The sequence below is a fragment of the Rhizobium sp. T1470 genome (assembly GCF_042140505.1).
GTDB lineage: Bacteria > Pseudomonadota > Alphaproteobacteria > Rhizobiales > Rhizobiaceae > Rhizobium > Rhizobium favelukesii.
In genome coordinates, this window is the sequence record NZ_CP148095.1 from 101676 (window position 1) to 124193 (window position 22518).

Here is a 22518-nt window from a genome sequence, read left to right on the forward strand (position 1 = left end):
GAGCTTCTGCCGGATAGACTGATCACCAATGACCGCAGTTCCTGAATATCACCTCTTCATCGACGATACCGGTAGCCGGGACCCCGATCATGAGCTCCCCCAAGAGCGCAAGGACGGCATGGACTGCTTCGCTTTGGGTGGGTTTCTGATCAGGCAGGAAGATATCGACGAGCTGAAAGCGCGGCACGCCGCATTCTGCGCCGCGCATGGGATCACCTACCCTCTTCACTCCCACAAAATTCGTGGCGGGCGCGGAGACTTCGGCTGGCTCAGGAACCCCGAAAAGGCGCGGATCTTCTTTCCGGAGCTTGACGCGTTCATCCTCGCGCTCCCCGTGATTGGGATTGCGGCCGTTATCGATCGGCCGGGATATGTCCTACGGTATAGTGAGAGATACAAAGAGCGGCTATGGCTGATGTGCAAAACCGCGTACTCGATCCTCATCGAGCGGGCGGCAAAGTTCGCCGATAGCCAGGGCCGCACCCTCCGGGTCTTTTTCGAGGCAAGCGGCAAACACGAAGACCGAAATCTGATTTCCTATGCCAAGGCGCTCAAAGCCGACGGGATGCCCTTCGCCGGCGAAGGCGCCAACGCCTACGGCGCCCTTCCTCCGGAGGAGTTTCGGCGGATCGTCAGGGGTGAGCCTAAGCGCCGGACAAAGGAGGCAGCGATGATGCAAGTCGCTGACCTGATGCTGTATCCCATGGCCAAGGGCGGTTACGATCCCACCTACAAGCCCTATGTTGATCTGATGAAAGCGGGCAGGCTGATCGACGCTCATTTTCCTGAGGAAGACCGGCCTAACCTCGGCATCAAATACAGCTGCTTTAAATGAAAAAAGGTCCTCGCGGACCTTAATTCGTTTCGGCCAGCGCCTAGCGCTGACCCCGGAGCGTTGCTCTGATTACAAGGTAGTACACGTAAGGAGGATTTGCAAGGCGGCTGTCGGTTAGTCGGCGCCTTCCATACCCGAATATTCGGGGCCTAGCTTGCCGTTCTAAATCACGATAGAAATCGTCTCGCCCTCAACCCGGCAAAGATTATGTAGGGCGACTTTCCGAGGGAGTAGTGGCCACAGTTCATTTTCAGAACTTGTTGGCGTCCGCCTGCGTCCCTCAAACCTCGTATCAGGCTTTCTGAAAGCTTCGGCAATACAACCGTGTCCCTCTTCGCCAAAATGAACTGAAGATCCAAGTCGGGCCGAGCCAATCGACGGAGGTAGTTTTCGAGATTGAGCGGACCCCAGGCTCTTCGGAGATCTATCAGGTCGAGTTCTGGTTCGAGGCTCTCCCGTATAGAACGCGTCGCCCGACCAGTCCAAACCATGTCGGCAAGGCTTCCGCCCGCCAGGAAAAGCGAAGCTTTAGCCACGGTCGTATCATGCGCTGCGATCAGCCCTGCGACCCAGGAGCCGAGGCTCATACCGAGGACCGAGATTTCCTGGAAGCCTTCGCATTTCAGCCAACGGATAAGTTTTCGCCCGTCGCATACGGCTTGTTTTACGGCTTCGACCGTTCGACCAAGATTTGCGCTGAGCATGTAATCGGCATGAACTGACCCTGGCCGGCTCCGTTCGAAATGATAAGGCATAGCAATCTCAAAGACTGTAATTCCACGCTTCGAAAAGAAGCTGGCAATCTGTGGGTTTCGGGCCCGTGCGTTCCAATGGTGAAAAATCACCAAGGCCCTATCAAATGGTCCGCTTCGAGTGATTTTCGCCCAGACGATGTTGTTCTCGGTGACCTCGGTACTAATGGCTGATGGAAATTTGACCCAGTTTTCATCCGCCTCAAACTCGTGATCGCCCCCGTGCGGCTCTTCAAAAAAGGTTGGGTCGGTCGACGCCCGATCTGCGCGGGCACAGAACTCGCGAAAGCTATCTACTTTCTCTCCTGGAAAGGCACGGTCTGCATCAAGGATGAAACCTGTGGGCTCCTTACCTTCCTCACCACGTCGAGCGCGCTGCTCATCCCACCGATCAAGCCAGTTAAAGTACACGTTGACTGCTTCCTACTTTGCTGAATCGCTTAGGCCCGAGCGTTGGATCAATTATGCCGTACGAACCTACCAGCACACCAACGCACAAAACGAATGACGATCCGACGAACGCATCCACCAACAGGTAGCTGGTGAACAGGATCGCGATCACTACTGACATCTTCCAAAAAGCCGCTTGGAACCGAGCCCCCATACCGCGCAAGCACATCGAAGCGTAGAGAAAAACCGCGATGGTCGAAACAGCGACGAGGAGGCTGCTATAGTGTGTCGGCATCCGATAGTGGAATCCATTGCGAACGCCTTCACGCCTAGCCAACGCCAAATTCATGTCGTCGAGCAACCAGGCCACGATATTTTCTGAGTTGGATGTCAGATAAGCGCTCTGGGCTTTCATGCACAGCGCAACGAGAATACCGACGATCGTGCAGCGAAATATTCCCCGCAATAACCTGAAGCGGAGATCATGGAGTTCGTCTCGATACGCATCCCTCCGCAGCGAATTCGCATCCATTTTCCTCAGATCATGGACCATGGTGTGCAGCAAAATGAGGCCCGCAAAAAACAGATAAAAGCAAAGGCACATATAAAGGTAGGCGAGTGCTGTGAACGCGATCGACGTCGGGACCGAAATGACTTCTGGTCGCACAATTGCCAACGTGCCCCAGCTGGTCGCGTAGTCAGCGCCGCCTTTCAAGAGCGGTATCAAACACACGCCGATCCATTGAAAAATCCCGGCGAACAAAACGCAGATGATAAATACCGCCCAATAGGTGGAGGTGGTGGCCTGCACATTGCGTTCCCAATCGACGTCGCTATTCCGCGTGTCGCTGGTGGACGACAGCTTCTCGCGCCCTTCCCTCTTCCAAAAGGCGAGCAGCTCCATCACAAGTGCGAAAAACAGCGGCAAGAGCACCATGAAAAGGAACGTCCAATTGGGCGCCCAGAGAAACCCGACCTGTTTCGCAATGTTATCTGCGCGCAAATAGACTGCGCTGTGGATCCCCAGGATATAAGATAGGAAACCAAGAGCTGATGCACCCGCAAATACAAATGCGGGAAGGTTCAACGGCGAACCTTCGCTATAAACTGACTCAGATACCCGCGCCAAACGGAAACCCCGCCGTTTGCTGGCGGGTTCGACATCTCGGCTGGACTCGACCGCAGGGGCCAGCTCGTGATCGACTACGGCGTCTCCAGACCCATCGAGATTTTCCGGCGCAGAGCTATTTCCTGCCTTTTTCGCCTCTCGCCTTTTTGACAACAGTCGTGTCTGAGCCGAACTTAGCTCAACCTGCCACGCGCCTGTTGCCACCGGATCATCGCAGCCGAAAACCCTCGCCAGCCAACGAATGTTGCTGGAGCTAATTCCCCGGTCATTCTCCTGAAACCAAAGCTGGACGGTGCGTAGATCAACCCCAGCTTGGTTCGAATCGAGTTGCGAAATCGCCTCTGTAAGCAATTCGGGCGTCCATGGGCCTGTCGGAAATCCGTCTTCCCCCAGGGGTCTACCCGCGCCGGCCGCAGCTGCTTTCCGGAACAGTTCCTTCCAATCACTACCATCATTCGGTGGCGGAAGAAATAATTTCCCATTTTGAAACAATCGGTTACCAACTTTGATTTCGTTTCGTTTCGCTGCACTTCATATTACATCGTGCCAAATCACGCAATCGAAGGTTATCGAATCCAGGTTGGATAATATTCCGACAAACGCAAAGCGAGTGCGCGAACTACTCTGAGATCAAGATCAATCTCAGGCTGTGCCGATATGAGAATACCGTGCGCGCCGTAGGACTGAATGGGAGAGGTATCGATGAACCAACTCGTGGCAGGGCTCTTGGAGATCAGCGCCATCGCGCATGACGATGCAACACTAAAAGCCGCCCTGGAGGATCTAGCAGACCGGTTCGAATTTACCGGTTATGCCTACACCAAATTACTGCCGGGCGACTTTGTGTAATTTCAAACCTGCACCCCGATTGGCTAAAACGCAGTCAGAAGTATGACCTGGATCGGCGTAACCCAGTTCTGCGACGAGCTCATACCAGCGAGCGCAGAGTGCGACTCACTTGGGATTCCCGAATCGGTGAAAATCTGAATCCATGGGGCAAACGGGAGGTTTGCAATGGGTTCGGCGATTGCATTGCGCGATGATTTTGATGGTCCTGCTCTGCGGCAGTTCGCGAAAGGGACCAAGGATGCCGCTCAAGCGCGGCGGCTTCTGGCGTTGGCGGAAATTTATGACGGCGGCTCGCGTACAGATGCGGCCCGGATCGGGGGCGTGACCTTGCAGATTGTTCGCGACTGGGTCGTTCGTTTCAATGAGCACGGGTCGGCCGGGCTCCTCAACGGCAAGGCTCCCGGCAATCGGCCCAAGCTGAATGATGATCAGCGCCAGGCCTTGGCCAAGATTGTAGAGCGTGGTCCGATCCCGGCTATCCACGGTGTCGTTCGGTGGCGGCGCAAGGATCTGGTCCAATGGATCTTCCAGGAATTCCGGATCTCGATGGACGAGACCACGGTTGGTCGCGAATTGAAGGCTCTCGGCTTTGCCAAGCTGTCTGCCCGGCCGCGCCACTACGCCCAGAATGAACCCGAAGTGGACGCTTTTAAAAAGAGTTCCCTGCCGCATTGGCAGCCATCAGAAGCAGCCTCCCGAAGAATACCGAGATCGAACTCTGGTGGGCCGACGAGGCGCGCATAGGTCAGAAAAACAAGATCACCCGCCGATGGGCTCGCCGTGGCACCCGACCTTCAGCGCCGCTGGATCAACGGACGATGTGGGCGTACATCTTCGGTGCCATCTGCCCCAAGAAAGGTAAGGGCGCGGGCCTCGTATTGCCCTATTGCGATACCGACGCCATGAATCAACATCTGCTGGAAATCAGCCAGGCAGTCGATGACGGCGCTCACGCGGTCCTCATCCTCGATCAAGCCGGATGGCACGTCACGCCGAAGCTCAGCGTCCCTGACAACATCACATTGCTGTTCTTGCCGCCGCGTTCGCCTGAATTGAACCCTGTCGAAAACGTCTGGCAGTTTATGAGGGACAACTGGCTGTCGAACCGCATCTTCACAGACTACGAGGACATCGTCGCTCACTGCTGTGCCGCCTGGAACAAACTCGTCGCGCAACCCTGGAAGATAATGTCCATTGGACTGCGCGAGTGGGCGCATCGGTTTTGATCAATGCATGTTGGTATCAACGGTCACGTCGTGCGTTTGTTTGGTCCTCTCAAGAACAAAACCTGTCGGAAGAAGACCGGAGTTTCTTTGGATGTGCAGCGCAGTTCGAAATCCGCTCAGGCATAACCATTCCTATCGCTATCTCTAACGGCGCAATCGCTGCGCTGAGCTTTGTCTCTCCAAAGCCCAACCTGACGACTCACGAAGAAATCGATCCGATCGTCGCATCCTCTGCGGTCGGGCAGCTACATGCCCGCATTGAGCAACTGAAAGTGATCCCATCGATGCAGGAACCGTTCTACCTTACTCCAAAGGAGGGGACCTACACGCGGTGGCTTTCATTGGGCAAGACGGTCGAAGATACAGCCGACATCGAGCACGTGAAGTACAACACAGTCCGCATTGCGCTCGCCGAGGCAAGGCGCCGGTACGACCTGTGCAACAATACGCAACTTGTGGCACTGGCAATTCGACGTGGTTTGATTTGATCAGACTTTCGGCGTCCGGCCCAGGATGCCAAGAAGCGTTGTCAGGGCCGACATCTGCGCGTGCATTTCGATCGTTGCATCGAGATAGGCTAAGTAAGCCTTATCGGGCTCACCCTCCTGTTTGCGTTCGCTTGCGCGGACATCTTGAAACAACCGTTCGGCGCGGTCGACCAGTTTACGGTGTTTCTTGATCGCGCCAATCGTCAAGATCTCGATAGTTTGCTCGGACTCGCTAGAGAGCAATCCAACAAGGGGCGGAAGGTCAACGTCTTTGGTAATGATATTTCTCTCGTAACTCATCGCTTCTCTCAACGCGTACGCGCGGCTCCCGGTGTACGCAAGCAGATTTGCTCGCATTCTAAACGAGCGACGCAGCGAATGGGAACTATTATTTTAGCGATAGGCTGGCGAGTGTTCCACTGCAGTTTTGCAGCGAAGTTCTGTTTGGTCGACGGAGCCGACTTGTATCGACTGCATTCAGCAGGTTTCCGTCGCAGACCTCAGTTGCTGTAGACGCCCGGAAAGATGATGTCCTGGTCGACAAGCACATTGAACCTGTAGCCCGGCCTGATTTTGATCGTTGGCTGGACGTTGAGGTTCTTCGAAATCGTCTGCTCGGCGACCCGCCCAAAGGTCTCGGCAAAGTTCCGGCGCGCGGCGTCGGAGGCCGTGTCCTGCGTCGCGAGAGTCGAGCTTTCGAGCATCGCCATATCGATACCTGTCCCAATGAGCGCGACCAGGGCCGCAGAGCCGAACGTCCGGAGATAGTGATTGTCGACCTTGTCGCTGAAACCACCGTATCCCTCCGAGTCTGTGCCGGCCATGCCACCGATCTGCAGGGTAGAGCCATTCGGGAAGATGATATCGGTCCAGACGACAAGAGCGCGATTCTGGCCGAACGAGACCTTGCTGTCATAGCGACCAAATAGTTTCGTCCCTTGTGGAACCAGCATGAAATGCCCGGTCGCGCTGTCATAGACGTTCTGGCTGACCTGCGCGGTGATGCGGCCTGGCAGGTCGGAGCTGATGCCAGTGACCAAGGTCGCCGGAATAACCGATCCGCGCTTTAGCTCGTAGCGCGATTGCTGTGGAACGACGCGGTTCGGCAAGTAGCCGAGATCCTTGATATCAGCATTGAAGAAATCTTCCTTAGACGCTTGTCCATTCTGATCGGTCTGCCCGGCCGCGCCAGCTCTCAAAGCCGCGGCATAGAGATCCTGCGAACCCGTTGCCCCGACATTCGATTGACGCGGTCCTGCAGATGAGGCGCCTTGCGCCTGCGCGGCGACATCGCTGATGTCAACTTTCAAGGGAGAATCGAGAGCAGCCCGTGCCTGAAGGCTTGCCATGCGCTGGCGCTGCTGCTCGCGAAATATCTGTTCTCGCTGTTCACGAAGCATCCTGGCATTCCATTCCTCGTCCGATTCCATGCGGGGCCTGCGCTGTTCACGAGGCTCGACTTTTGGCTCCGCTTCCACAGGGCGGGCATCGGTCTGCTGCTGCGGCACTGGCGACGGCTGGAAATTCGGCTGCGCATCTTCTCGATCACCGATAATTCCGTCTTTGACACCCCGTTTCAGCTGATCGGCGAAGGTCGAAGCCGGAGTGCCGGAACCGCTCTCGTTCGGGTCGTGCTGACCAAACCTCAGCCCACGCGAGGAGAGGCCGTAGACGAGAACGGCAAGGAACAGAACCAGGATCCCGATGCCGACGAACAGAGGCACCCGATTGAGGCGCTTCATCCCTTTCTCGTCAGGAAATTGATTGGACGTTCCCAGTTGCAGCGATTGGACCATGATCGTCTCCGCCTGTCAGTTTCGCTTCATAAGGGAAAGGGGGCTTGCCGGCGTCGCCACGCCATTGCTAACCGAGTAGGCTCGACCGAGCTCCATAGTGTCAGTCGAAAGGCGCGCCAGCACTTGTCCGTCTACGGCAGCGATCGAGTAGGCCAGCTCGACCGGTTTTGGCGCTTCAGTCGCGCTCGCGCTCTTGTCATCGGTGACGATGGCAAAGCCCCACCCTTTCAAAGCAGCTTCTAGCGCGACGGAGAATTCGGAGGTGTCCTTGTGGAGTTTGATGGGGGTGGACGTCGATCCGGCTTGCTCGGCGAACCGTCCTGCCATGTCGCCAGCAATAGCACCGGCGGCAGGACCCCAGACGTCCGCGGGCGCTGCGCTGGAGGACAGCCCGTCAGTAGCGGTTTGGCATCCCGCGAGGCTCAGGACAAAGACGATTGGGAGGAAATGTTGAAACTTCATGGGTCACCCTCCCCGCCAGATCGTGATCTTCTGCTGTTTCCATCCAACTCCGGAAATCAGGATCGCCTTGTCGATATTATAGTCGACGATCATCATGTCGTTTTTCATCCGGTAATTGACGATGCGGTTCTGTCCGCCTGACACGACGAAGAGGACTGGCGCGTCCTGGCCGGAGATCGCACGGGGAAACTGGATGTAGGTCTTCTGGCCATCGGAATAGACACGCTTCGGCCGCCACGGGGCGCTTCCGCTGACCGCGTAGGAGAAGGCAAGCTGTTCTGGAGCCACTCCGCCGTCCGGTCCGGTCATCGCCTGGATGCGCGCATTGATATCGGAAAGCTTCGTGGCAGCATCTTCGGAATACTCGAACCCAATGCGAGCCATGTACTGTGTCGGATGCGATTTCAGCTGGATATGGTAGGTGCGGCGTGAGGTCGTCACCACCATGGAAGTGACGAGCCCCGGCTCGGACGGCTTGACGATCAGGTGGATCGCCTGTCCACTGGCGGCGCCAGACGTTGCCGGCTCTACCTTCCAGCGTACCGTATCGCCGACGAGGACATCGCGGACAATTTCGCCACCCTGCAGCTCGATGTCGCACACCTGCAAGGGTGAGCAGACGACGGAGGGCTGCGTCTCACCAAAGAGGAAGATCACTTTGCCGTCCGGTCCGCGTGTGACCAGTCCGGCCTGCCCTCGCCATTTGTCGGAGAGGTTCGTCCCTTTGACCTCATTGCCCGTCAGGCTTTGCGCGATGGCCGTCGATGAAACCCCGGTCGATACGGCAAGCGCCAGCATGCAGCGAAGAGCGACGCGTTTGTGTTTGATCCTCATTGCAGATCCCAGCCCTTAAAGTTGCGCGGTCCAGTCGAAATCGGTCACATAGACACCGATCGGATTGAGCCGGATTGTTGCTTCGTCCTGTGGTGATGTGATCGACACGGTCGCGATGCCCCGGAAGCGTCGGGTCGCGACCTCCTTGCCTTTCCGATCGCGCTCGTACTCGGTCCAGTCGATCTGATAGGTCTGGTTCGAAAGCGCGACGATGTTGTTCACCTCGATCGCGACAGTCGCGTTGACCGCCTTTTCGAACGGCGAGTTGCCGCGGAACCATGCATTGACCTTTTGCGTCGAGGGATCGCTCGTCCGCAGGAGGGCATAGGTGCGGTCGATATATTGCTTCTGGACCACCGCATCTGGTGTGATAGAACGGAAGCTGGTCACGAAGTTCCCGAGCGTCGCGCGAACGACCCGCGTGTCCGCATACTCGATCTGCTGCGGGAAGCCGCCGGAAACCGTGTTCCCGAGCTTATCAACCTCGACGATATACGGGACGAGCTTGACCTGCGTGCTGAGGTAAAGCGCGTAGCCGAAGCCGATCACAGCCATTCCCAGCCTCAAGATGCCAACGGCCCTCCAGGCGGTGGCTGCCTTGACGTAGGAGCCGTAACGTTCTGACCATTCCTGCCTCGCGGCAAGGTACGGGTTTTCAGGTGCGGGATGCCCTGCCATGTGAGTGATCCTGTCCGTGAATTATGGTTTGTCCGGTCTTTCCGGAGGCGGCGTCGGAGTGGGTGGATTGCCCCTTGCCTGATCGAGCTTCGCGTTGGCCAGGCCGAGAAGGGAGCCGGCATAAGCGCCGGGTGATCCGATTGCCTTCTCCTTGGCTGCGGATCCGGCAGCGATGGCACCGGAGCTGAAACTTGCGCCCATGCCCCGGAGTACTGAACCGGCTGCCGAGGATCCACCGGCGCGCGCTGCCTGCGCGGCGGCAAAGCCGGCGCCGACCGCGCCTGCGCCAAGGAATGCTCCGCCTGCTGCAAACGAGGCCGCCTGTCCGCCGTGGCGGATTGACTCCATGCCGCCGGAGACCGAGGTCCCTTGGACAACGCCTTGGATGATGTTCGGGACGTACATCGCGATGATGAAGACGACGACAGAGATGCCGGCAATGGCCAGTGTGGTGATGAACTGGTCGCTCTCGGCTGTCGGAGCCTGCGCGAGCCCAAGCAGAACGTTCGAGCCGATCTTGGCGATCATGACCAAGGCCATCAGTTTCATCCCAACCCCGAAGGCATAAACGAGATAGCGGATCGCAAAGTCTTTGGTGAAGGAGGAGCCCCCGAGCCCGAGCATGATCATGCCTGCCAGCAGGCCGACATACATCTCGACCATGACCGAGACGAATATTGCCGCAACGAGAGAGAAGCAGATGACGACGATGCCCATCGCAAGCACGGCGGCGATCGCCAGGGCATTGTCCTCGAAGACGCCGAACTTTGCCTGCTCCGACATCTGGGATGCCACGTGTTGGTTTCCACGCAGAACTGAGCCGGTTTTTCCACCAAGAAGTGAGCCACCTCTAAGTATGGTTTTCTGATCAGGATTTGGTCAAGGGATTGGCTTTTTCTCCTTTCTTCTGTGCTGCGGCAGCCGAGCTGGCTTTGAAGCGGAAGCTGTCGTTACCGGTTTCCAGGATATGGCAACGGTGGGTCAAACGATCGAGCAGAGCGGTCGTCATCTTGGCGTCGCCGAAGACGGTTGCCCACTCGCTGAAGCTGAGGTTGGTGGTAATCACGACGCTGGTCCGCTCGTAGAGCTTGCTTAACAGGTGGAAGAGTAGTGCTCCGCCTGAGGCGCTGAACGGCAGGTATCCCAACTCGTCCAGGATGAGCAGATCGAGGCGGACCAAGGTCTCCGCGATCTGGCCCGCCTTGCCTTTAGCCTTCTCCTGCTCGAGAGCATTGACCAGTTCGATGGTCGAGAAGAAGCGGACCTTTCGGCGATGATGCTCGATGGCTTGGATTCCAAGAGCGGTCGCGACATGCGTTTTTCCAGTGCCAGGGCCACCGATAAGGACAACGTTCTGCGCCCCATCCATGAACTCGCATCGGTGCAGTTGGCGCACGGTGGCCTCGTTGATCTCGCTGGCGGCGAAGTCGTATCCGGAGATGTCTTTGTAGGCTGGGAAGCGAGCAGCCTTCATGTGATAGGCAATCGAGCGGACCTCACGCTCGGCCATCTCGGCTTTCAGCAACTGGGACAAGATTGGCACGGCCGCATCGAAGGCGGGAGCACCTTGCTCGATCAGGTCCGTGACGGCCTGGGCCATGCCATACATCTTCAGGCTACGCAGCATGATGACGACGGCAGCACTTGCGGGGTCATGACGCATGACGACCTCCTACGATCCGGACCCGCAAGCCATCGTAGCGTTCTACATTGGCCTTGGGTTCGCGCAGCAGGGTCAGTGCCTGTGGCGTATCGATGTCGGGACCGTCGGTCGTCTTGCCATCAATCAGCCGATGCAGCAGGTTCAACACATGCGTTTTGGTCGCCACGCCTTGATCCAGAGCCAGTTCCACGGCCCTGACGACGACCTGTTCGTCGTGATGAAGCACCAGAGCGAGGATGTCGGCCATCTCACGATCACCGCCGGGGCGGCGAAGCATCTGATCTTGCAACTGTCTGAAGGCCAGCGGCAATTCCAGGAAGGGCGCACCATTGCGCAAGGCACCGGGTTTGCGCTGGATGACGGCAAGGTAATGTCGCCAGTCGTAAATCGTTCGTGGCGGCTTATCGTGGCTCCGCTCAATGACCCGCTCATGCTCGCATAGGATATTGCCCTCGGCCGCAACGACCAGTCTCTCGGGATAAATGCGCAGGCTGACAGGCCGGTTCGCAAACGATGCTGGCACACTGTAACGATTGCGCTCGAAGGTGATCAGGCATGTCGGTGAGACGCGCTTGCTCTGCTCAACGAAGCCGTCAAATGCGGGTGGCAGTGCCATTAATGCTGCCCGCTCATCAGCCCAAACATCTGCGATTGTGCCGGGCAAGGTGCCATGCGCCGTCTCCCGCCACAGGTCCTGGCAATGCTGTTCCAGCCAAGCATTCAATACCGCCAAATCCGGGAAGTCAGGCATCTGTTGCCACAGTCGTGGGCGAGCATCCTGGACGTTCTTCTCGACCTGCCCCTTCTCCCAGCCGGCAGAGGGATTGCAGAACTCTGGCGCAAAGACGTAGTGGTTCGTCATCGCGAGGAAACGGATGTTGACCTGCCGCTCTTTGCCGCGACCGACACGATCGACCGCCGTCTTCATGTTATCGTAGATGCCGCGACCAGGTACGCCGCCGAACACACGGAAGCCGTGCCAGTGGGCGTCGAAGAGCATCTCGTGCGTTTGCAGCAGGTAGGCCCTGACCAGAAAGGCCCGACTGTGCGACAACTTGATATGTGCGACCTGAAGCTTCGTGCGCTCGCCGCCGATCACGGCATAGTCCTCACTCCAATCGAACTGGAATGCCTCGCCTGGGCGGAAAGACAGCGGAACGAATATGCCGCGGCCCGCTGTCAGCTGCTCAGCCCGCCAGTCGCGGGCGAACGCGGCGACCCGACCATAGGAGCCGGTAAAGCCGAGAACCACCAGATCCGCATGAAGCTGCTTCAGCGTTCGGCGCTGCTTGCGCGACCTCCCGGCCTCGGTCTTCAGCCAGCCAGCAAGTTTGTCGGCAAAAGGATCGAGCTTGCTCGGACGTTCCGGTACCGTGAACGTCGGCTCGATCGTACCAGCGCTCAAATACTTCGCGATCGTGTTGCGTGACAGCCCAGTGCGCCGGCTGATCTCGCGGATCGACTGCTTCTCGCGCAGCGCCATCCGACGGATGATGTTTAAAAGTCCCATGTGGATCACTCCGTGGCCCCCGTCGCTCACCGCGTTGGGGGGAAGGTTCACATGGCTCAATTCTCAATGGAAATTATGCGCCTAACCGGCTCAGTTCTGCGTGGAAACCAACAGCCACGCGAATACCAGCGTCGAAGACTTCGGCAGGCGACGCGGAGCCACCACCGCCGCCGATCTGGAAGAGGCTGTCGACGACGGCCTTGGCGAAGGTGGGCCCCTGCGTCAAAGCGAATGCGAAAAAGCCGATGAACATGATGCGACGGACGAGCTCGGCAAACCAGCTATCGAGCGATGCTGCCTGTATCGCTAGCCACACGGCGGCAATGCCAACCTCGATACCTGAGAGGATCCAGAACAGCGATTTAGCCGCATCCATGACGGCGGTCTCCCACCCTTTGGCGGCCGTCGAGACCTGATTTTCCAGCTCTGTCAGAGCTTGGCCTTGTTGGGCGAGAGCAGGCGCCACCAAAGCAAGGAAGGCGATACCCGCAACCAGGATGGTGCTTCTCCGACCGCGCTTCACCATCTCGGGCGCATCTCCTGACCCTTTTCGATCGGCGGCAGCGCCTTGCCCGTGCCAAAGAACTTCTCGCGTGTCGCTCGTTGCTCTTCACTCATCTGCGGCGCGGCGGAGCTCTCTCGGCGCATCAGAACGACTGTGGTGATCGCCGCAATCCCTGCCATCGCAACGCACGCAGAGACGATCAATACGGGGCGGGTCACCAGCGGGGCTCCATTTTCTGTCCGGAGGGAATGGCTTGGACGTCGGCATTGAAGAATTTCTCGCGACGCGCCTGTGCGAGATCCTTGTCCGTCTGTTCGCTTTGCAGCCAGGTCCCCATCATGGTGGTCTGCTGGGAGACGATACCGCGGAGCTTCTGCATCTGGGCGACCTGCTGAGCGGCGATCTGGTGACCGACCTGAAGTGCCTTCATCTGGCCGTCCGCCGATTGCGACATTGATCGCAGTTGGCCCATCGTATCCTCTTCGCTGTCGAACTGATCGGCGGTGAGGCTTGCGGCCTTGAGCGTGCTGGAAATCGTATCGCGATTCGTATTGGACCACGTCTGATAGGTGGACGAGAAGCTCTCGGCGTTCGGCAGGCTTGTCTTCAGGTCCGCATAGCTTTTGAAGCGTTGCTTCAGAAGATCGTCAGCGTTGCCCATGGAGAAGGCGATGCCCTGACCCTGATTGACGATATCGCTCAGCTGGTTCAGATCGCCTTCGACCTGGCCCCAGATATGGTTCGGAAGCTGGGCCGTATTCTGCAGCATGTTTTGATAGATATTGAGCTGGTTTTGGATCTGCTCGGCAAGCTGGGTAATCTGGGTGATCTGATTGGTGATCTGCTCGCTCGATTGCCCGACCAAAGATATCAATTCGCCGTTGTTCAAGAGCTGCGTCATCTCGGTCGCGCCGGTAACTGCGCCTCCTGCATAGGAAACAGTGGGCGTAGCGGTAAGGCCGGCGGCGACCAACCCCGTCACCAACGATTTGCCAAGCTTCAACAATTGGATTGCTTCATTCATAGCGGTTGATCCCCCTTTCGATGAGCCACTGACCCGGCCATTCGTGGCCGTGCGTCGACGAGAGCGCCCTGATGCGGGCTAGATCGGCTTTGCCAGAAGCGCCGACGAAGGAGAGTGTGACCGGCCCGAGAGACATGTCGAAAAGCCTGCGGCCATCGGGCGAGGTCACGTAATATTCGCGTTTCGGGATGGCATTTGCGACAATCTCGATCTGTCGCTCGTTGAAGCCGATCCGCTCGTAGAATTCCCGGGTGCCGATTTCCCGGGCTGCTCCGTTCGGAAGGCAAATCTTGGTCGGGCAAGATTCCTTCAGAACGTCGATAATGCCCGAGCGCTCGGCGTCGGAGATGGATTGGGTCGCGAGGATGACGGCGCAGTTCGCCTTGCGCAGCACCTTGAGCCATTCCCTGATCTTGTCGCGGAACACAGGATGGCCGAGCATCAGCCATGCCTCGTCCAGAACGATGAGGCTTGGCGAGCCATCGAGCCGCTTCTCAATCCGTCGAAAGAGATAGGTCAGAACAGGGACGAGATTACGCTCGCCCATATTCATCAGCTGCTCGATCTCAAAGCACTGGAAGCGCCCAAGCGTCAGGCCATCCTCTTCCGCATCAAGGAGCAGACCCATCGGGCCATCAACCGTGTAATGGTGCAGCGCATCTTTGATCTCCCGCATCTGGACGCCGCTGACAAAATCCGACAGCGAACGGCCGGGCGCCGACGCCATCAACCCTATTTGCCTCGAGATTGCATTGCGATGGTCCGGCGCAATCGTGACTCCTTGAAGCGAAACGAGGGTCTCGATCCACTCGGAAGCCCATGCTCGATCGGCGTCAGTCGAAAGCTCCGACAATGGGCAGAAGGCAAGACTGGCCCCCTCTCCGCTCTCGCCGCCGATCTCGTAGTGGTCACCGCCGACACCGAGCGTCAGCGTCAGCATCGAATTGCCTTTGTCGAAGGCGAAGACTTGCGCCTTCTCGTAGCGGCAGAATTGGGCGGCAATCAGCGCGAGGAGCGTGGATTTGCCGGAACCAGTCGGACCGAAAATCAAGGTATGGCCGACATCGTCGACATGCAGGTTCAGTCGGAAGGGGGTCGAGCCAGATGCAACCTGCATGAGTGGGGGCGCATCGGGAGGATAGAACGGACACGGGGCGAACGGCTGACCCGACCAGACGGAGTTGAGCGGGACGAGGTCGGCAAGATTGCGCGTGTTGATGAGCGGTTCGCGGATGTTACAATACCAGTTGCCCGGCAGGCTGCCAAGAAACGCGTCTGTCGCATTCAGCGTCTCGATGCGAGCTCCGAAGCCTTCCGCCTGGATGAGGCGACGAACCGCCTCCGCCTTCTCCTGCAGCGCCGAGCGGCTTTCGTCGAAGAGAACGATGACCGGGGTATAATAGCCGTAGGCCACCAATTGCGATGAGGCTTCGGCGATCGCATCCTCAGTCTCGGCGACCATTGCCATGGCATCCTGATCGACCGACCGGGATTGCGTCTGGAACAGCTGGTCGAAAAACGGCCGCACTTTCTGCTGCCACTTCTTGCGGGTCCTCTCAAGGCGCTGCTTTGCTTCCTCCGCATCGAGGAAGATGAAGCGCGACGACCACCGATAAGTCAGCGGCATGAGGTTCAGGCTGTTCAAAATCCCTGGCCAGCTCTCGGCCGGAAGCCCATCGATCGCGATCACACCAAGAAACCGACCCTCGACCCGCGGCGTCAGGCCATGTTCCAGCTCCGCCGTTGCGAGCCAGTCTAGGTACATGGGGATTTCTGGTAGGCGAACGGGATGGTTCTCGCCGGTGATGGCAAATCGAATGAACTGGAAAAGCTCGTCGTAGCGTGCAACGCGAGCACCATCCCGCTCGGAAACCTCTCGGGTTTGCATGCGCTGCACCGAGAGAACATTGCCGAGATACTGCTCAATCTCCCGGATCGAGCGGCGAAACGCATCAAGAGCGGTATCGGCATATTTCGCTGAGCGGCTTTCGTTGTCCGAGTAGATATAACGCGTGAGACCCGATCGCCGCCGCTCGGGCGGCCGATAGGTCAGAATGAGCGCATGACGGCTTTCGAAGTGCACGCGCTCCTGTCCAAAATGTCTACGGCGCTCGTGGTCGATCAGCAGGGTGACGGCATCGGGAAAATGGCTGCGTTCAGCAGACGGGTATTCGGTCGTCGGCACGCGCACTGCCTCGACCTGGATCATCCAGCCCGTACCCAGTCGCGAGAGGATCGAGTTGATCTGGCGGGAAAGCTCGTTTCGCTCGAAATCCGTAGCGCTTTCGGAATCCGGACCGGCAAAATACCACCCGGCCATCAGACTACCGTCCTTCAGCAGGAGAATGCCGTTATCGACAAGGCCAGCATACGGAACGAGGTCCGCGAATGACGGACCGGTCGATCGAAATGTGCGTAAAGCGACCATTGTAGCCTCCTCAGTACCGGCGCCAGGGCGCGGAGGTCGGGAGGTAGTGCGCCCGGTACCGCATATGGCGGGCATAGACTTTGCGCATCATGGGGTCCGCCTTCGCCATCATGCGGAGCGCGCCGACGACCACGATCCAGATCGCGATGCCGAAAAGTGCCGAGTAGACGGTCAGGACGACGAAGATGAGGATGATCGCGGCGAGCCCGGTCAGCAGCACGAGTTCTCGATCCGCTCCCATCAAGAGGTTCGGTCGCGAGAGAGCACGGTGAATACGGTTGCGATGGAGTCCGACGCCGGCGTCAGCCATGACGCCCCTCCCCTCCCCCTAACGGAGTTGAAGAAGGAGTTGGGGGTTGCTCGGCGACAAACGAGCTACCGATCGAGGCACCGGTCGAGCCGAAGAGGCCGACAATTGTTGTGGCACCAAGCAGGATCCCCGCGACGAGTACCACATACATCAGTCGCCGCGCGAAATCGTTGAGCTCGCCGCCGAAGATCAGCATGCCGCCGGCAATCGCGACGGCGGCCAGTGCAATATAGCCGGCGACCGGTCCCGTGATGGACTGCTGGATCTGCTCGAGCGGACCTTCCCACGGCAGGCTTCCGCCTGAACCTGCAAGTGCTGGCCCGGCAAGCGAGGCGCAAAGCAATGCGCCGATAATTCCCAAACGGAGAAAGCGATTATGCTGCATGACTGTCCTCATCGATCTGCGGATAGTGTTCTGTCTGGTAACGCGAGCCGTTGAACCCCTCGACATGGAGGACCTCCCTCACCCGGCGGCCTCGCCCGGCGCGTTCGATCGAGATGACGAGATCGACCGCTTCGCCAATCACGGCTTGCATTGGCTGTTGACTGGCTTCCGATGTCAGTTGCTCGAGGCGCCGAAGCGCCGACATTGCGGAATTGGAATGGATCGTCGTGACGCCTCCTGGGTGTCCTGTGTTCCAGGCTTTCAGCAGGGTCAGTGCCGCCCCGTCACGAACCTCGCCAACGATGATGCGGTCGGGACGCAGGCGCATCGTGCTCTTGAGAAGCCTGGCCATGTCGACAGCGTCGCTCGTGTGGAGGGAGACGGCATTTTCTGCTGCGCATTGGATTTCGGACGTGTCCTCGAGGATCACCATCCTGTCCTCAGGCGCGGAGGAAACGATTTCAGCGATGACCGCGTTCGCGAGTGTTGTCTTACCTGAGCCCGTCCCGCCAGCGATGACGATGTTCAGCCGGTTGGTGATGGCACTGCGGATGATCGAAGCCTGAGCTTCGGTCATGATCTTTGCGGTCACATAGTCATCGAGTGGAATGAGCCGTGAAGCGCGCCTGCGGATCGTAAACGTTGGCGAGTTGACGACGGGAGGCAGGAGGCCTTCGAAGCGGTGGCCGCCAATCGGTAGTTCGCCGGAGATGATCGGTCGTTCTCCGTCGGCTTCGGACTGGAGAGCGTGCGCTACCGATCCGATAACAGTCTCGGCGGCGGTCGCCTGCATTTCGCCGGCTGGCGCGACGCCGTGACCCAAGCGCTCGATGAAAAGCTTGCCGTCTGGATTGAGCATAATCTCGACGACTGTCGGGTCTTCAAGGGCAAAGCAAAGGCGCTCGCCGAGGGCGTCCTGGAGTTTGCGGACAAGGCGGGAGTGCGACTGAAGCATGGGGAAGATCGTCTCCTCGTTTGAGTGCGTGAGAGACAGACCTCGGTGGCCGCGGGAAGTCCATGTGCAATTTTGCACCTCGCGAGTCGCGGTCGATTCCGTCAGTTTCGCCTCGATTCGAGAGCCGGAGAGCCATGCTGTCTGTAATTTAGGCGGTTGAGTCACAGGAAAGATGAAAGGCCGGATACGATAAATTTGGGCCTAACGTGAGGAATTGTCACGCTTATTTGGCGAACCGAAGAAAATGCGCACGATCGACTTAAGACTTTGTTAACTTTAAATTCCTTGCCGCGCAGGCGGAATCGCATGATAGTTGCGCAAATGATGGCTATGTGGCCATGTTTTCGAAAGTGTGGCCACCAAGGAAATAGTTCGCAAAATGAGCCAGCCGCTGCCTAACCGTTTTGATCTTGAGATCGCCGAGCAGGGATCAAAGATCTCTAGCGCGTTGCATATGCTGCGCAGCCAGCAGTATCCGCCTGATGCTCGAAAGGGTTTGCGAAAATTCCAGATTGGTGAAGTCGCGGATTTCATGGGCGTCACGCAAAGTCATCTGCGACAGATCCATTCCGAAGGCAAAGGTCCAGAGATCGAATCGGTCGGTGGTCGCCGATATTATACGGCCGATCAAATGCTCGAACTGAGAGAGTATCTCGAGACCAACAAGAAATCGGACAAGCGATATTACCTTCCCAAACGCCGGCAGGGCGAACCTCTGCAGGTCGTGTCTGTCGTGAACTTCAAGGGTGGTAGCGGAAAGACAACGACGGCGGCTCATCTTGCCCAGTATCTCGCGCTAACCGGCCACCGCGTCCTTGCCGTCGACCTTGACCCGCAAGCATCGCTAACATCCTTGTTTGGTATCCAGCCAGAGCTTGACGAAACCTCGTCGCTGTACGAAGCGCTCCGCTTCGATGATGAGCGTAAGCCGATCGCTGATGTCATCCAATCGACCAACATCCCCGGCCTCGATGTCGTGCCCGCCAACCTAATTTTGCAGGAGTACGAATACGACGTGCCGCTCGCCATCTCTTCAAAGAAGGGGGGCGAGGGACGTCTATTTCATATGCGGATCGTCAATGCGCTTAAGGATGTCGATGACCGATACGATGTGGTGGTCATCGATTGCCCACCACAGCTTGGCTATCTGACGATAACCGCGCTGATGGCCTCCACCGGCATCCTGATCACCATCCATCCCCAGATGCTGGACGTCATGTCGATGAGCCAGTTCCTGATGATGCTCGGCGGTATCATGACGCCGGTTGCCGAGGCCGGCGCCGAGATCCGGGTGGAATGGTTTCGTTATTTGGTAACGCGTTTCGAACCGACGGACATACCGCAGGCGCAAATGGTCGGCTTCATGCAGTCGATGTTTGCCCAGCACATGCTTCGAAATCATGTGTTGAAGTCGACAGCGATCTCGGACGCCTCGATCAAGAAGCAGACCTTGTACGAGGTTGAGCGAGGCGACTTCGTCCGGTCAACATATGATCGCGCTATCGAAAGCCTGAATTCCGCAAATGGCGAGATCATGGAATTGATGCACAGTGCATGGGGGCGGAAATGACCTTGTCAGCCGTTTTTTTCCCGCTTTTCGCAAAGGATAGCAAGACCTTATCGAAGTTGACAGGGTATATGGAGACGAGCCATGTCGCGTGAAAACCCTTTTGCAAAGTTGGACATAGCTTCTCTCTCCGCTAGCAGAGCGCCAACCAAGCCTGGCTACGCGATGACCGGGGCTGCGAAGACGGTTGTTCGGTCCATTGAGGATCTTGCGGAGAACACCAAGAAGCTGATGGAAGGTGAAGTGATTGTGGAGTTGGATCCACAGTCGCTCGACGCCTCCTCTATCTCCGATCGTCTCTCCGATGACGGCGAGGAGTATCAGGAACTGAAGCAGGCAATCCAGGAGTCCGGGCAGTCGACTCCCATCCTGGTGCGGCCGAGTTCGGATGGGCAGCGATATACGGTCGTTTTCGGCCACCGGCGCCTGAAAGTCGCACGCGAGCTCGGAATTCCGGTTAAGGCGATCGTCAAGAAACTCGACGATATCGCCTCGGCTATTGCACAAGGCCAGGAAAACTCGGCCCGGTCCAATCTGTCGTTTATCGAGCGTGCCTACTTTGCTCAGAACCTACTTGCCACGGGACTGACCAAGGACGTAGTTCGAACATCCCTGGCCATCGATGAAGCGATGCTGTCCAAGATGCTCGGCGTTGTCGAAGTCGTCCCTGCTCCAGTCATCAAGGCGGTTGGCGCCGCGAAGAAGATAGGGCGGGATAAATGGCTGAGCCTCAGGCAACTGGTGCTTACCCCTGCCCTACTACGAGCTTCGACCGATCGCGTGGCTAACGCTGAGTTCCTTGAACTTTCCGAGGACAAGAGATTTGACGACCTCCACGATTATCTCAAGCGGTACAAGACCAAATCAGATGCAAAGAAGCCGAAAGCGACGGCATCTGCGAAAGAGTGGGTATCGCGCGATAGCTCGTTGAGTTTTTCGATGAACGCCAAGTCCAAGAAGGTGGCTATCGAGCTTTCGAACACAGAAGCCAAGCCATTTAGTGATTGGCTCTCCAGCCGAATGGACCAGCTGTACGACGAATACAGGCGTTCTAAACCTGAAGACAACGGAGATTAAACCGCAAAAGAAAAAGGCCCCCGAACGGTACCCCGTGGAAGCCTCTCTCGTTATCCGTAGCAAGATCGAGAATCGCATTTCCCGGAATCACAGTCAAGAGTCTTTGGCACCGATTTGGTGAGCGGATTTCCTTTGCCCGAAGAAAGGTGAAAGAAAAATGCAAACGGGACATGTCTCGACGCCCTTTGGGCGGCGATCGATGACGCTCGCCCTGGTGAAAGGGCAGCTCTCCGTCGCAGAATCAAAAACGGATAAGTGTGTCGATAAGTGGAAGGTCTTCCGCGACATCAGTGAGGCGCGAGAACGCTTGGCCCTCCAGGATAGAGCGCTTGCAGTGCTCGATGCTCTGTTGACGTTTTATCCTGACAATGAACTCGATAGAGAGCGCGGCCCGATCGTCTTTCCATCGAACGCCCAGCTGTCGCTCCGCGCTCATGGTATCGCGGGAACGACGCTGCGTAGGCACTTAGCTGCGCTCGTCGATGCGGGTCTTATCCAGAGACGCGACAGTCCCAACGGAAAGCGCTACGCTCATCGAGATCGCGATGGCGAGATAGAACAAGCATACGGCTTCGACTTGACTCCATTGGTCGTTCGCGCGGCCGAACTGGCTCAGCTCGCGCAGGATGTCGTTGCCGAACGAATTCGTTTCCGTAGGATCAAGGAAGCTTTGACCATCTGCCGGCGGGATGTTCGCAAGCTTATCACAGCTGCCTTCGAAGAAGGAGCCAGCGGCAATTGGGAAGCCGTTGAAGACGCCTATGTTGGCATCCTCGACCGGCTTCCGCGATATCCCTCCCGTCAGCAGGTGGAGGCTACACTCGACGAGATGGAGCTTCTTCGTGAGGAAGTGCTCAACCAGCTGGAAATTCAGATAAAAGCTGAAAAAACCGATGGCAATGCTATCCAAAATGGATGCCACATACAGAATTCAAAACCCGAATCCATCTATGAACTTGAACCTAGCTCTCGAAACGAGCAGGGCGAGAAGTTGGAGGCTGTAGCTGAAACGAGGGCGGAGGGTCAGGTAAGCGGCCAACGCACCACCCAACATATCAAGGCGTTCCCGCTTGGCATGGTACTTCGAGCCTGCCCTCAGATTAGCGATTACGGGCCGGGAGGTAGAGTAGGCCATTGGCGCGAGCTGATGAGCGCGGCAGTCGTCGTTCGGTCGATGCTGGGGGTCAGCCCGTCCGCATACGAGGAAGCTTGTGACGTTATGGGACCGGAGAATGCCGCGGCGGCCATGGCGTGTATCCTGGAAAGGTCGAACATGATTAGTTCGGCCGGTGGCTATCTACGAGATCTCACAAAGCGATCGGAGCGCGGCGAGTTTTCGCTTGGCCCGATGCTGATGGCACTTCTCAAGGCCAATGGGGCAGGGGGAAAGCTCGCGGGATGAGAAATCGACCGTTACCGCTAGGTCAATTGTCAGCCGTTTTTTTGGGCCGTTAGTATCGCTAAATCAATGGCTTATTGCTCTTGAACCTCGATTTTCAGTCGGTTGGGAGGGACGGCGAAGCCGATGTCATCGTTTCCTATCCTTGGGTGAGGAGGCATTCGCAACCGTGCTACGTTGAGATCTATTCGCGCTACCAAGGTATTGGTATTAGCTCTCGTGCGGCCGCTTAGAGATTCATAAGCGACTGAAACCA

General features: G+C 57.6%; 22 protein-coding genes and 2 pseudogenes. 7 read left to right on the top strand and 17 right to left on the bottom strand.

What is annotated here, in order from left to right; genetic code table 11:
* Window positions 1-28 precede the first annotated feature (28 nt).
* Window positions 29-835 carry a DUF3800 domain-containing protein gene (locus WGT02_RS38845; RefSeq protein WP_208245073.1) on the top strand — a complete coding sequence of 269 codons (807 nt, stop codon included), beginning with the start codon at window positions 29-31 and terminating at the stop codon, window positions 833-835.
* A 167-nt stretch (window positions 836-1002) separates the two neighbouring features.
* On the opposite strand, the gene WGT02_RS38850 is transcribed toward WGT02_RS38845, so the two are convergent.
* On the bottom strand, window positions 1003-1998 hold the full coding sequence (locus WGT02_RS38850) for an RcgR family putative quorum lactone hydrolase (protein WP_208245072.1): 996 nt from the start codon (window positions 1996-1998) through the stop codon (window positions 1003-1005).
* Window positions 1988-3598, bottom strand: a complete 1611-nt coding sequence (locus WGT02_RS38855) for an RcgA family putative transporter (RefSeq protein WP_208245071.1) — start codon at window positions 3596-3598, stop codon at window positions 1988-1990. The genes WGT02_RS38850 and WGT02_RS38855 overlap by 11 nt, the downstream gene beginning before the upstream one ends.
* Before the next feature lie 210 nt (window positions 3599-3808).
* Between WGT02_RS38855 and WGT02_RS38860 the strand changes: the two genes are divergently transcribed.
* The 3 genes from WGT02_RS38860 (at window position 3809) to WGT02_RS38870 (ending at window position 5669) form a co-directional block, all read left to right on the top strand.
* A complete protein-coding gene (locus WGT02_RS38860) occupies window positions 3809-3955 on the top strand; it encodes a hypothetical protein (protein WP_225040626.1) in 147 nt (48 codons plus the stop codon).
* Between the two features lie 165 nt (window positions 3956-4120).
* Window positions 4121-5181 (top strand): IS630 family transposase gene (locus WGT02_RS38865; protein ID WP_112334090.1). Its coding sequence is split into 2 segments (ribosomal slippage): window positions 4121-4613 and window positions 4613-5181, totalling 1062 coding nucleotides; the frame shifts between segments, so codons are not numbered across the junction.
* A complete protein-coding gene (locus WGT02_RS38870) occupies window positions 5163-5669 on the top strand; it encodes an autoinducer binding domain-containing protein (protein ID WP_225040628.1) in 507 nt (168 codons plus the stop codon). The genes WGT02_RS38865 and WGT02_RS38870 overlap by 19 nt, the downstream gene beginning before the upstream one ends.
* Here the strand turns inward: WGT02_RS38870 and WGT02_RS38875 are convergent, their stop codons facing one another.
* The 15 genes and pseudogenes from WGT02_RS38875 to trbB all read right to left on the bottom strand — a co-directional run bounded on the left by WGT02_RS38875 (window position 5670) and on the right by trbB (window position 18219).
* Complete coding sequence (locus tag WGT02_RS38875) at window positions 5670-5969, bottom strand: transcriptional repressor TraM (RefSeq protein ID WP_208245070.1); 300 nt, start codon at window positions 5967-5969, stop codon at window positions 5670-5672.
* A gap of 200 nt (window positions 5970-6169) precedes the next feature.
* A complete protein-coding gene (gene trbI / locus WGT02_RS38880; RefSeq protein ID WP_208245067.1) occupies window positions 6170-7465 on the bottom strand; it encodes an IncP-type conjugal transfer protein TrbI in 1296 nt (431 codons plus the stop codon).
* Window positions 7466-7480: 15 nt separating this feature from the next.
* Window positions 7481-7927, bottom strand: coding sequence for a conjugal transfer protein TrbH (trbH, locus tag WGT02_RS38885; protein ID WP_208245066.1), 447 nt, complete (start codon window positions 7925-7927; stop codon window positions 7481-7483).
* Between the two features lie 3 nt (window positions 7928-7930).
* Window positions 7931-8761 (bottom strand): P-type conjugative transfer protein TrbG, encoded by an 831-nt coding sequence (trbG, locus tag WGT02_RS38890; RefSeq protein WP_208245064.1) that lies wholly within the window; start codon window positions 8759-8761, stop codon window positions 7931-7933.
* Between the two features lie 15 nt (window positions 8762-8776).
* Entirely contained in the window at window positions 8777-9439 is a 663-nt protein-coding gene (locus WGT02_RS38895; RefSeq protein ID WP_208245062.1) for a conjugal transfer protein TrbF, read from the bottom strand.
* Between the two features lie 21 nt (window positions 9440-9460).
* Window positions 9461-10273, bottom strand: a pseudogene (gene trbL / locus WGT02_RS38900) (P-type conjugative transfer protein TrbL); the annotation flags it as partial.
* Between the two features lie 34 nt (window positions 10274-10307).
* The gene (istB, locus tag WGT02_RS38905) at window positions 10308-11102 is read right to left on the bottom strand and encodes an IS21-like element helper ATPase IstB (protein WP_208245060.1); all 795 of its coding nucleotides are present in this window, start codon (window positions 11100-11102) and stop codon (window positions 10308-10310) included.
* On the bottom strand, window positions 11092-12612 hold the full coding sequence (gene istA / locus WGT02_RS38910; RefSeq protein ID WP_208180357.1) for an IS21 family transposase: 1521 nt from the start codon (window positions 12610-12612) through the stop codon (window positions 11092-11094). The genes istB and istA overlap by 11 nt, the downstream gene beginning before the upstream one ends.
* A 112-nt stretch (window positions 12613-12724) precedes the next feature.
* Window positions 12725-13138: pseudogene (locus WGT02_RS38915) on the bottom strand (type IV secretion system protein); the annotation flags it as partial.
* Window positions 13132-13335: an entry exclusion protein TrbK gene (trbK, locus tag WGT02_RS38920; RefSeq protein ID WP_208245058.1), complete on the bottom strand. Its 204-nt coding sequence runs from the start codon at window positions 13333-13335 to the stop codon at window positions 13132-13134. The gene trbK and the pseudogene WGT02_RS38915, both read right to left, overlap by 7 nt.
* Window positions 13332-14141, bottom strand: coding sequence for a P-type conjugative transfer protein TrbJ (trbJ, locus tag WGT02_RS38925; protein ID WP_208245055.1), 810 nt, complete (start codon window positions 14139-14141; stop codon window positions 13332-13334). The genes trbK and trbJ overlap by 4 nt, the downstream gene beginning before the upstream one ends.
* Window positions 14134-16569, bottom strand: coding sequence for a conjugal transfer protein TrbE (locus tag WGT02_RS38930; protein WP_208245053.1), 2436 nt, complete (start codon window positions 16567-16569; stop codon window positions 14134-14136). Before WGT02_RS38930 ends, trbJ begins: the two co-directional genes overlap by 8 nt.
* 10 nt (window positions 16570-16579) lie before the next feature.
* Window positions 16580-16879, bottom strand: a complete 300-nt coding sequence (locus WGT02_RS38935) for a conjugal transfer protein TrbD (RefSeq protein WP_208245051.1) — start codon at window positions 16877-16879, stop codon at window positions 16580-16582.
* Window positions 16872-17264 carry a TrbC/VirB2 family protein gene (locus WGT02_RS38940; protein WP_011654762.1) on the bottom strand — a complete coding sequence of 131 codons (393 nt, stop codon included), beginning with the start codon at window positions 17262-17264 and terminating at the stop codon, window positions 16872-16874. Before WGT02_RS38940 ends, WGT02_RS38935 begins: the two co-directional genes overlap by 8 nt.
* Complete coding sequence (gene trbB / locus WGT02_RS38945; RefSeq protein ID WP_208245049.1) at window positions 17254-18219, bottom strand: P-type conjugative transfer ATPase TrbB; 966 nt, start codon at window positions 18217-18219, stop codon at window positions 17254-17256. The genes WGT02_RS38940 and trbB overlap by 11 nt, the downstream gene beginning before the upstream one ends.
* 379 nt (window positions 18220-18598) lie before the next feature.
* Here trbB and repA point away from each other — a divergent pair, with 379 nt between their 5' ends.
* The 3 genes from repA to repC all read left to right on the top strand — a co-directional run bounded on the left by repA (window position 18599) and on the right by repC (window position 22265).
* Window positions 18599-19789, top strand: a complete 1191-nt coding sequence (repA, locus tag WGT02_RS38950) for a plasmid partitioning protein RepA (RefSeq protein ID WP_018009855.1) — start codon at window positions 18599-18601, stop codon at window positions 19787-19789.
* 81 nt (window positions 19790-19870) lie between these two features.
* Entirely contained in the window at window positions 19871-20863 is a 993-nt protein-coding gene (gene repB / locus WGT02_RS38955; RefSeq protein WP_028744193.1) for a plasmid partitioning protein RepB, read from the top strand.
* A 157-nt stretch (window positions 20864-21020) separates the two neighbouring features.
* A complete protein-coding gene (repC, locus tag WGT02_RS38960) occupies window positions 21021-22265 on the top strand; it encodes a plasmid replication protein RepC (protein ID WP_208245040.1) in 1245 nt (414 codons plus the stop codon).
* Window positions 22266-22518: the final 253 nt, after the last annotated feature.

What these genes read in the sequence shown, in the direction of transcription:
- WGT02_RS38845 (WP_208245073.1), top strand. Translation starts at nt 29, where the DNA reads ATGACCGCAGTTCCTGAATATCACCTCTTCATCGACGATACCGGTAGC.
- WGT02_RS38860 (WP_225040626.1), top strand. Translation starts at nt 3,809, where the DNA reads ATGAACCAACTCGTGGCAGGGCTCTTGGAGATCAGCGCCATCGCGCAT.
- WGT02_RS38875 (WP_208245070.1), bottom strand. Translation starts at nt 5,969, where the DNA reads ATGAGTTACGAGAGAAATATCATTACCAAAGACGTTGACCTTCCGCCC.
- trbI (WP_208245067.1), bottom strand. Translation starts at nt 7,465, where the DNA reads ATGGTCCAATCGCTGCAACTGGGAACGTCCAATCAATTTCCTGACGAG.
- trbH (WP_208245066.1), bottom strand. Translation starts at nt 7,927, where the DNA reads ATGAAGTTTCAACATTTCCTCCCAATCGTCTTTGTCCTGAGCCTCGCG.
- trbG (WP_208245064.1), bottom strand. Translation starts at nt 8,761, where the DNA reads ATGAGGATCAAACACAAACGCGTCGCTCTTCGCTGCATGCTGGCGCTT.
- WGT02_RS38895 (WP_208245062.1), bottom strand. Translation starts at nt 9,439, where the DNA reads ATGGCAGGGCATCCCGCACCTGAAAACCCGTACCTTGCCGCGAGGCAG.
- istB (WP_208245060.1), bottom strand. Translation starts at nt 11,102, where the DNA reads ATGCGTCATGACCCCGCAAGTGCTGCCGTCGTCATCATGCTGCGTAGC.
- istA (WP_208180357.1), bottom strand. Translation starts at nt 12,612, where the DNA reads ATGGGACTTTTAAACATCATCCGTCGGATGGCGCTGCGCGAGAAGCAG.
- trbJ (WP_208245055.1), bottom strand. Translation starts at nt 14,141, where the DNA reads ATGAATGAAGCAATCCAATTGTTGAAGCTTGGCAAATCGTTGGTGACG.
- WGT02_RS38930 (WP_208245053.1), bottom strand. Translation starts at nt 16,569, where the DNA reads ATGGTCGCTTTACGCACATTTCGATCGACCGGTCCGTCATTCGCGGAC.
- WGT02_RS38935 (WP_208245051.1), bottom strand. Translation starts at nt 16,879, where the DNA reads ATGGCTGACGCCGGCGTCGGACTCCATCGCAACCGTATTCACCGTGCT.
- WGT02_RS38940 (WP_011654762.1), bottom strand. Translation starts at nt 17,264, where the DNA reads ATGCAGCATAATCGCTTTCTCCGTTTGGGAATTATCGGCGCATTGCTT.
- trbB (WP_208245049.1), bottom strand. Translation starts at nt 18,219, where the DNA reads ATGCTTCAGTCGCACTCCCGCCTTGTCCGCAAACTCCAGGACGCCCTC.
- repA (WP_018009855.1), top strand. Translation starts at nt 18,599, where the DNA reads ATGAGCCAGCCGCTGCCTAACCGTTTTGATCTTGAGATCGCCGAGCAG.
- repB (WP_028744193.1), top strand. Translation starts at nt 19,871, where the DNA reads ATGTCGCGTGAAAACCCTTTTGCAAAGTTGGACATAGCTTCTCTCTCC.
- repC (WP_208245040.1), top strand. Translation starts at nt 21,021, where the DNA reads ATGCAAACGGGACATGTCTCGACGCCCTTTGGGCGGCGATCGATGACG.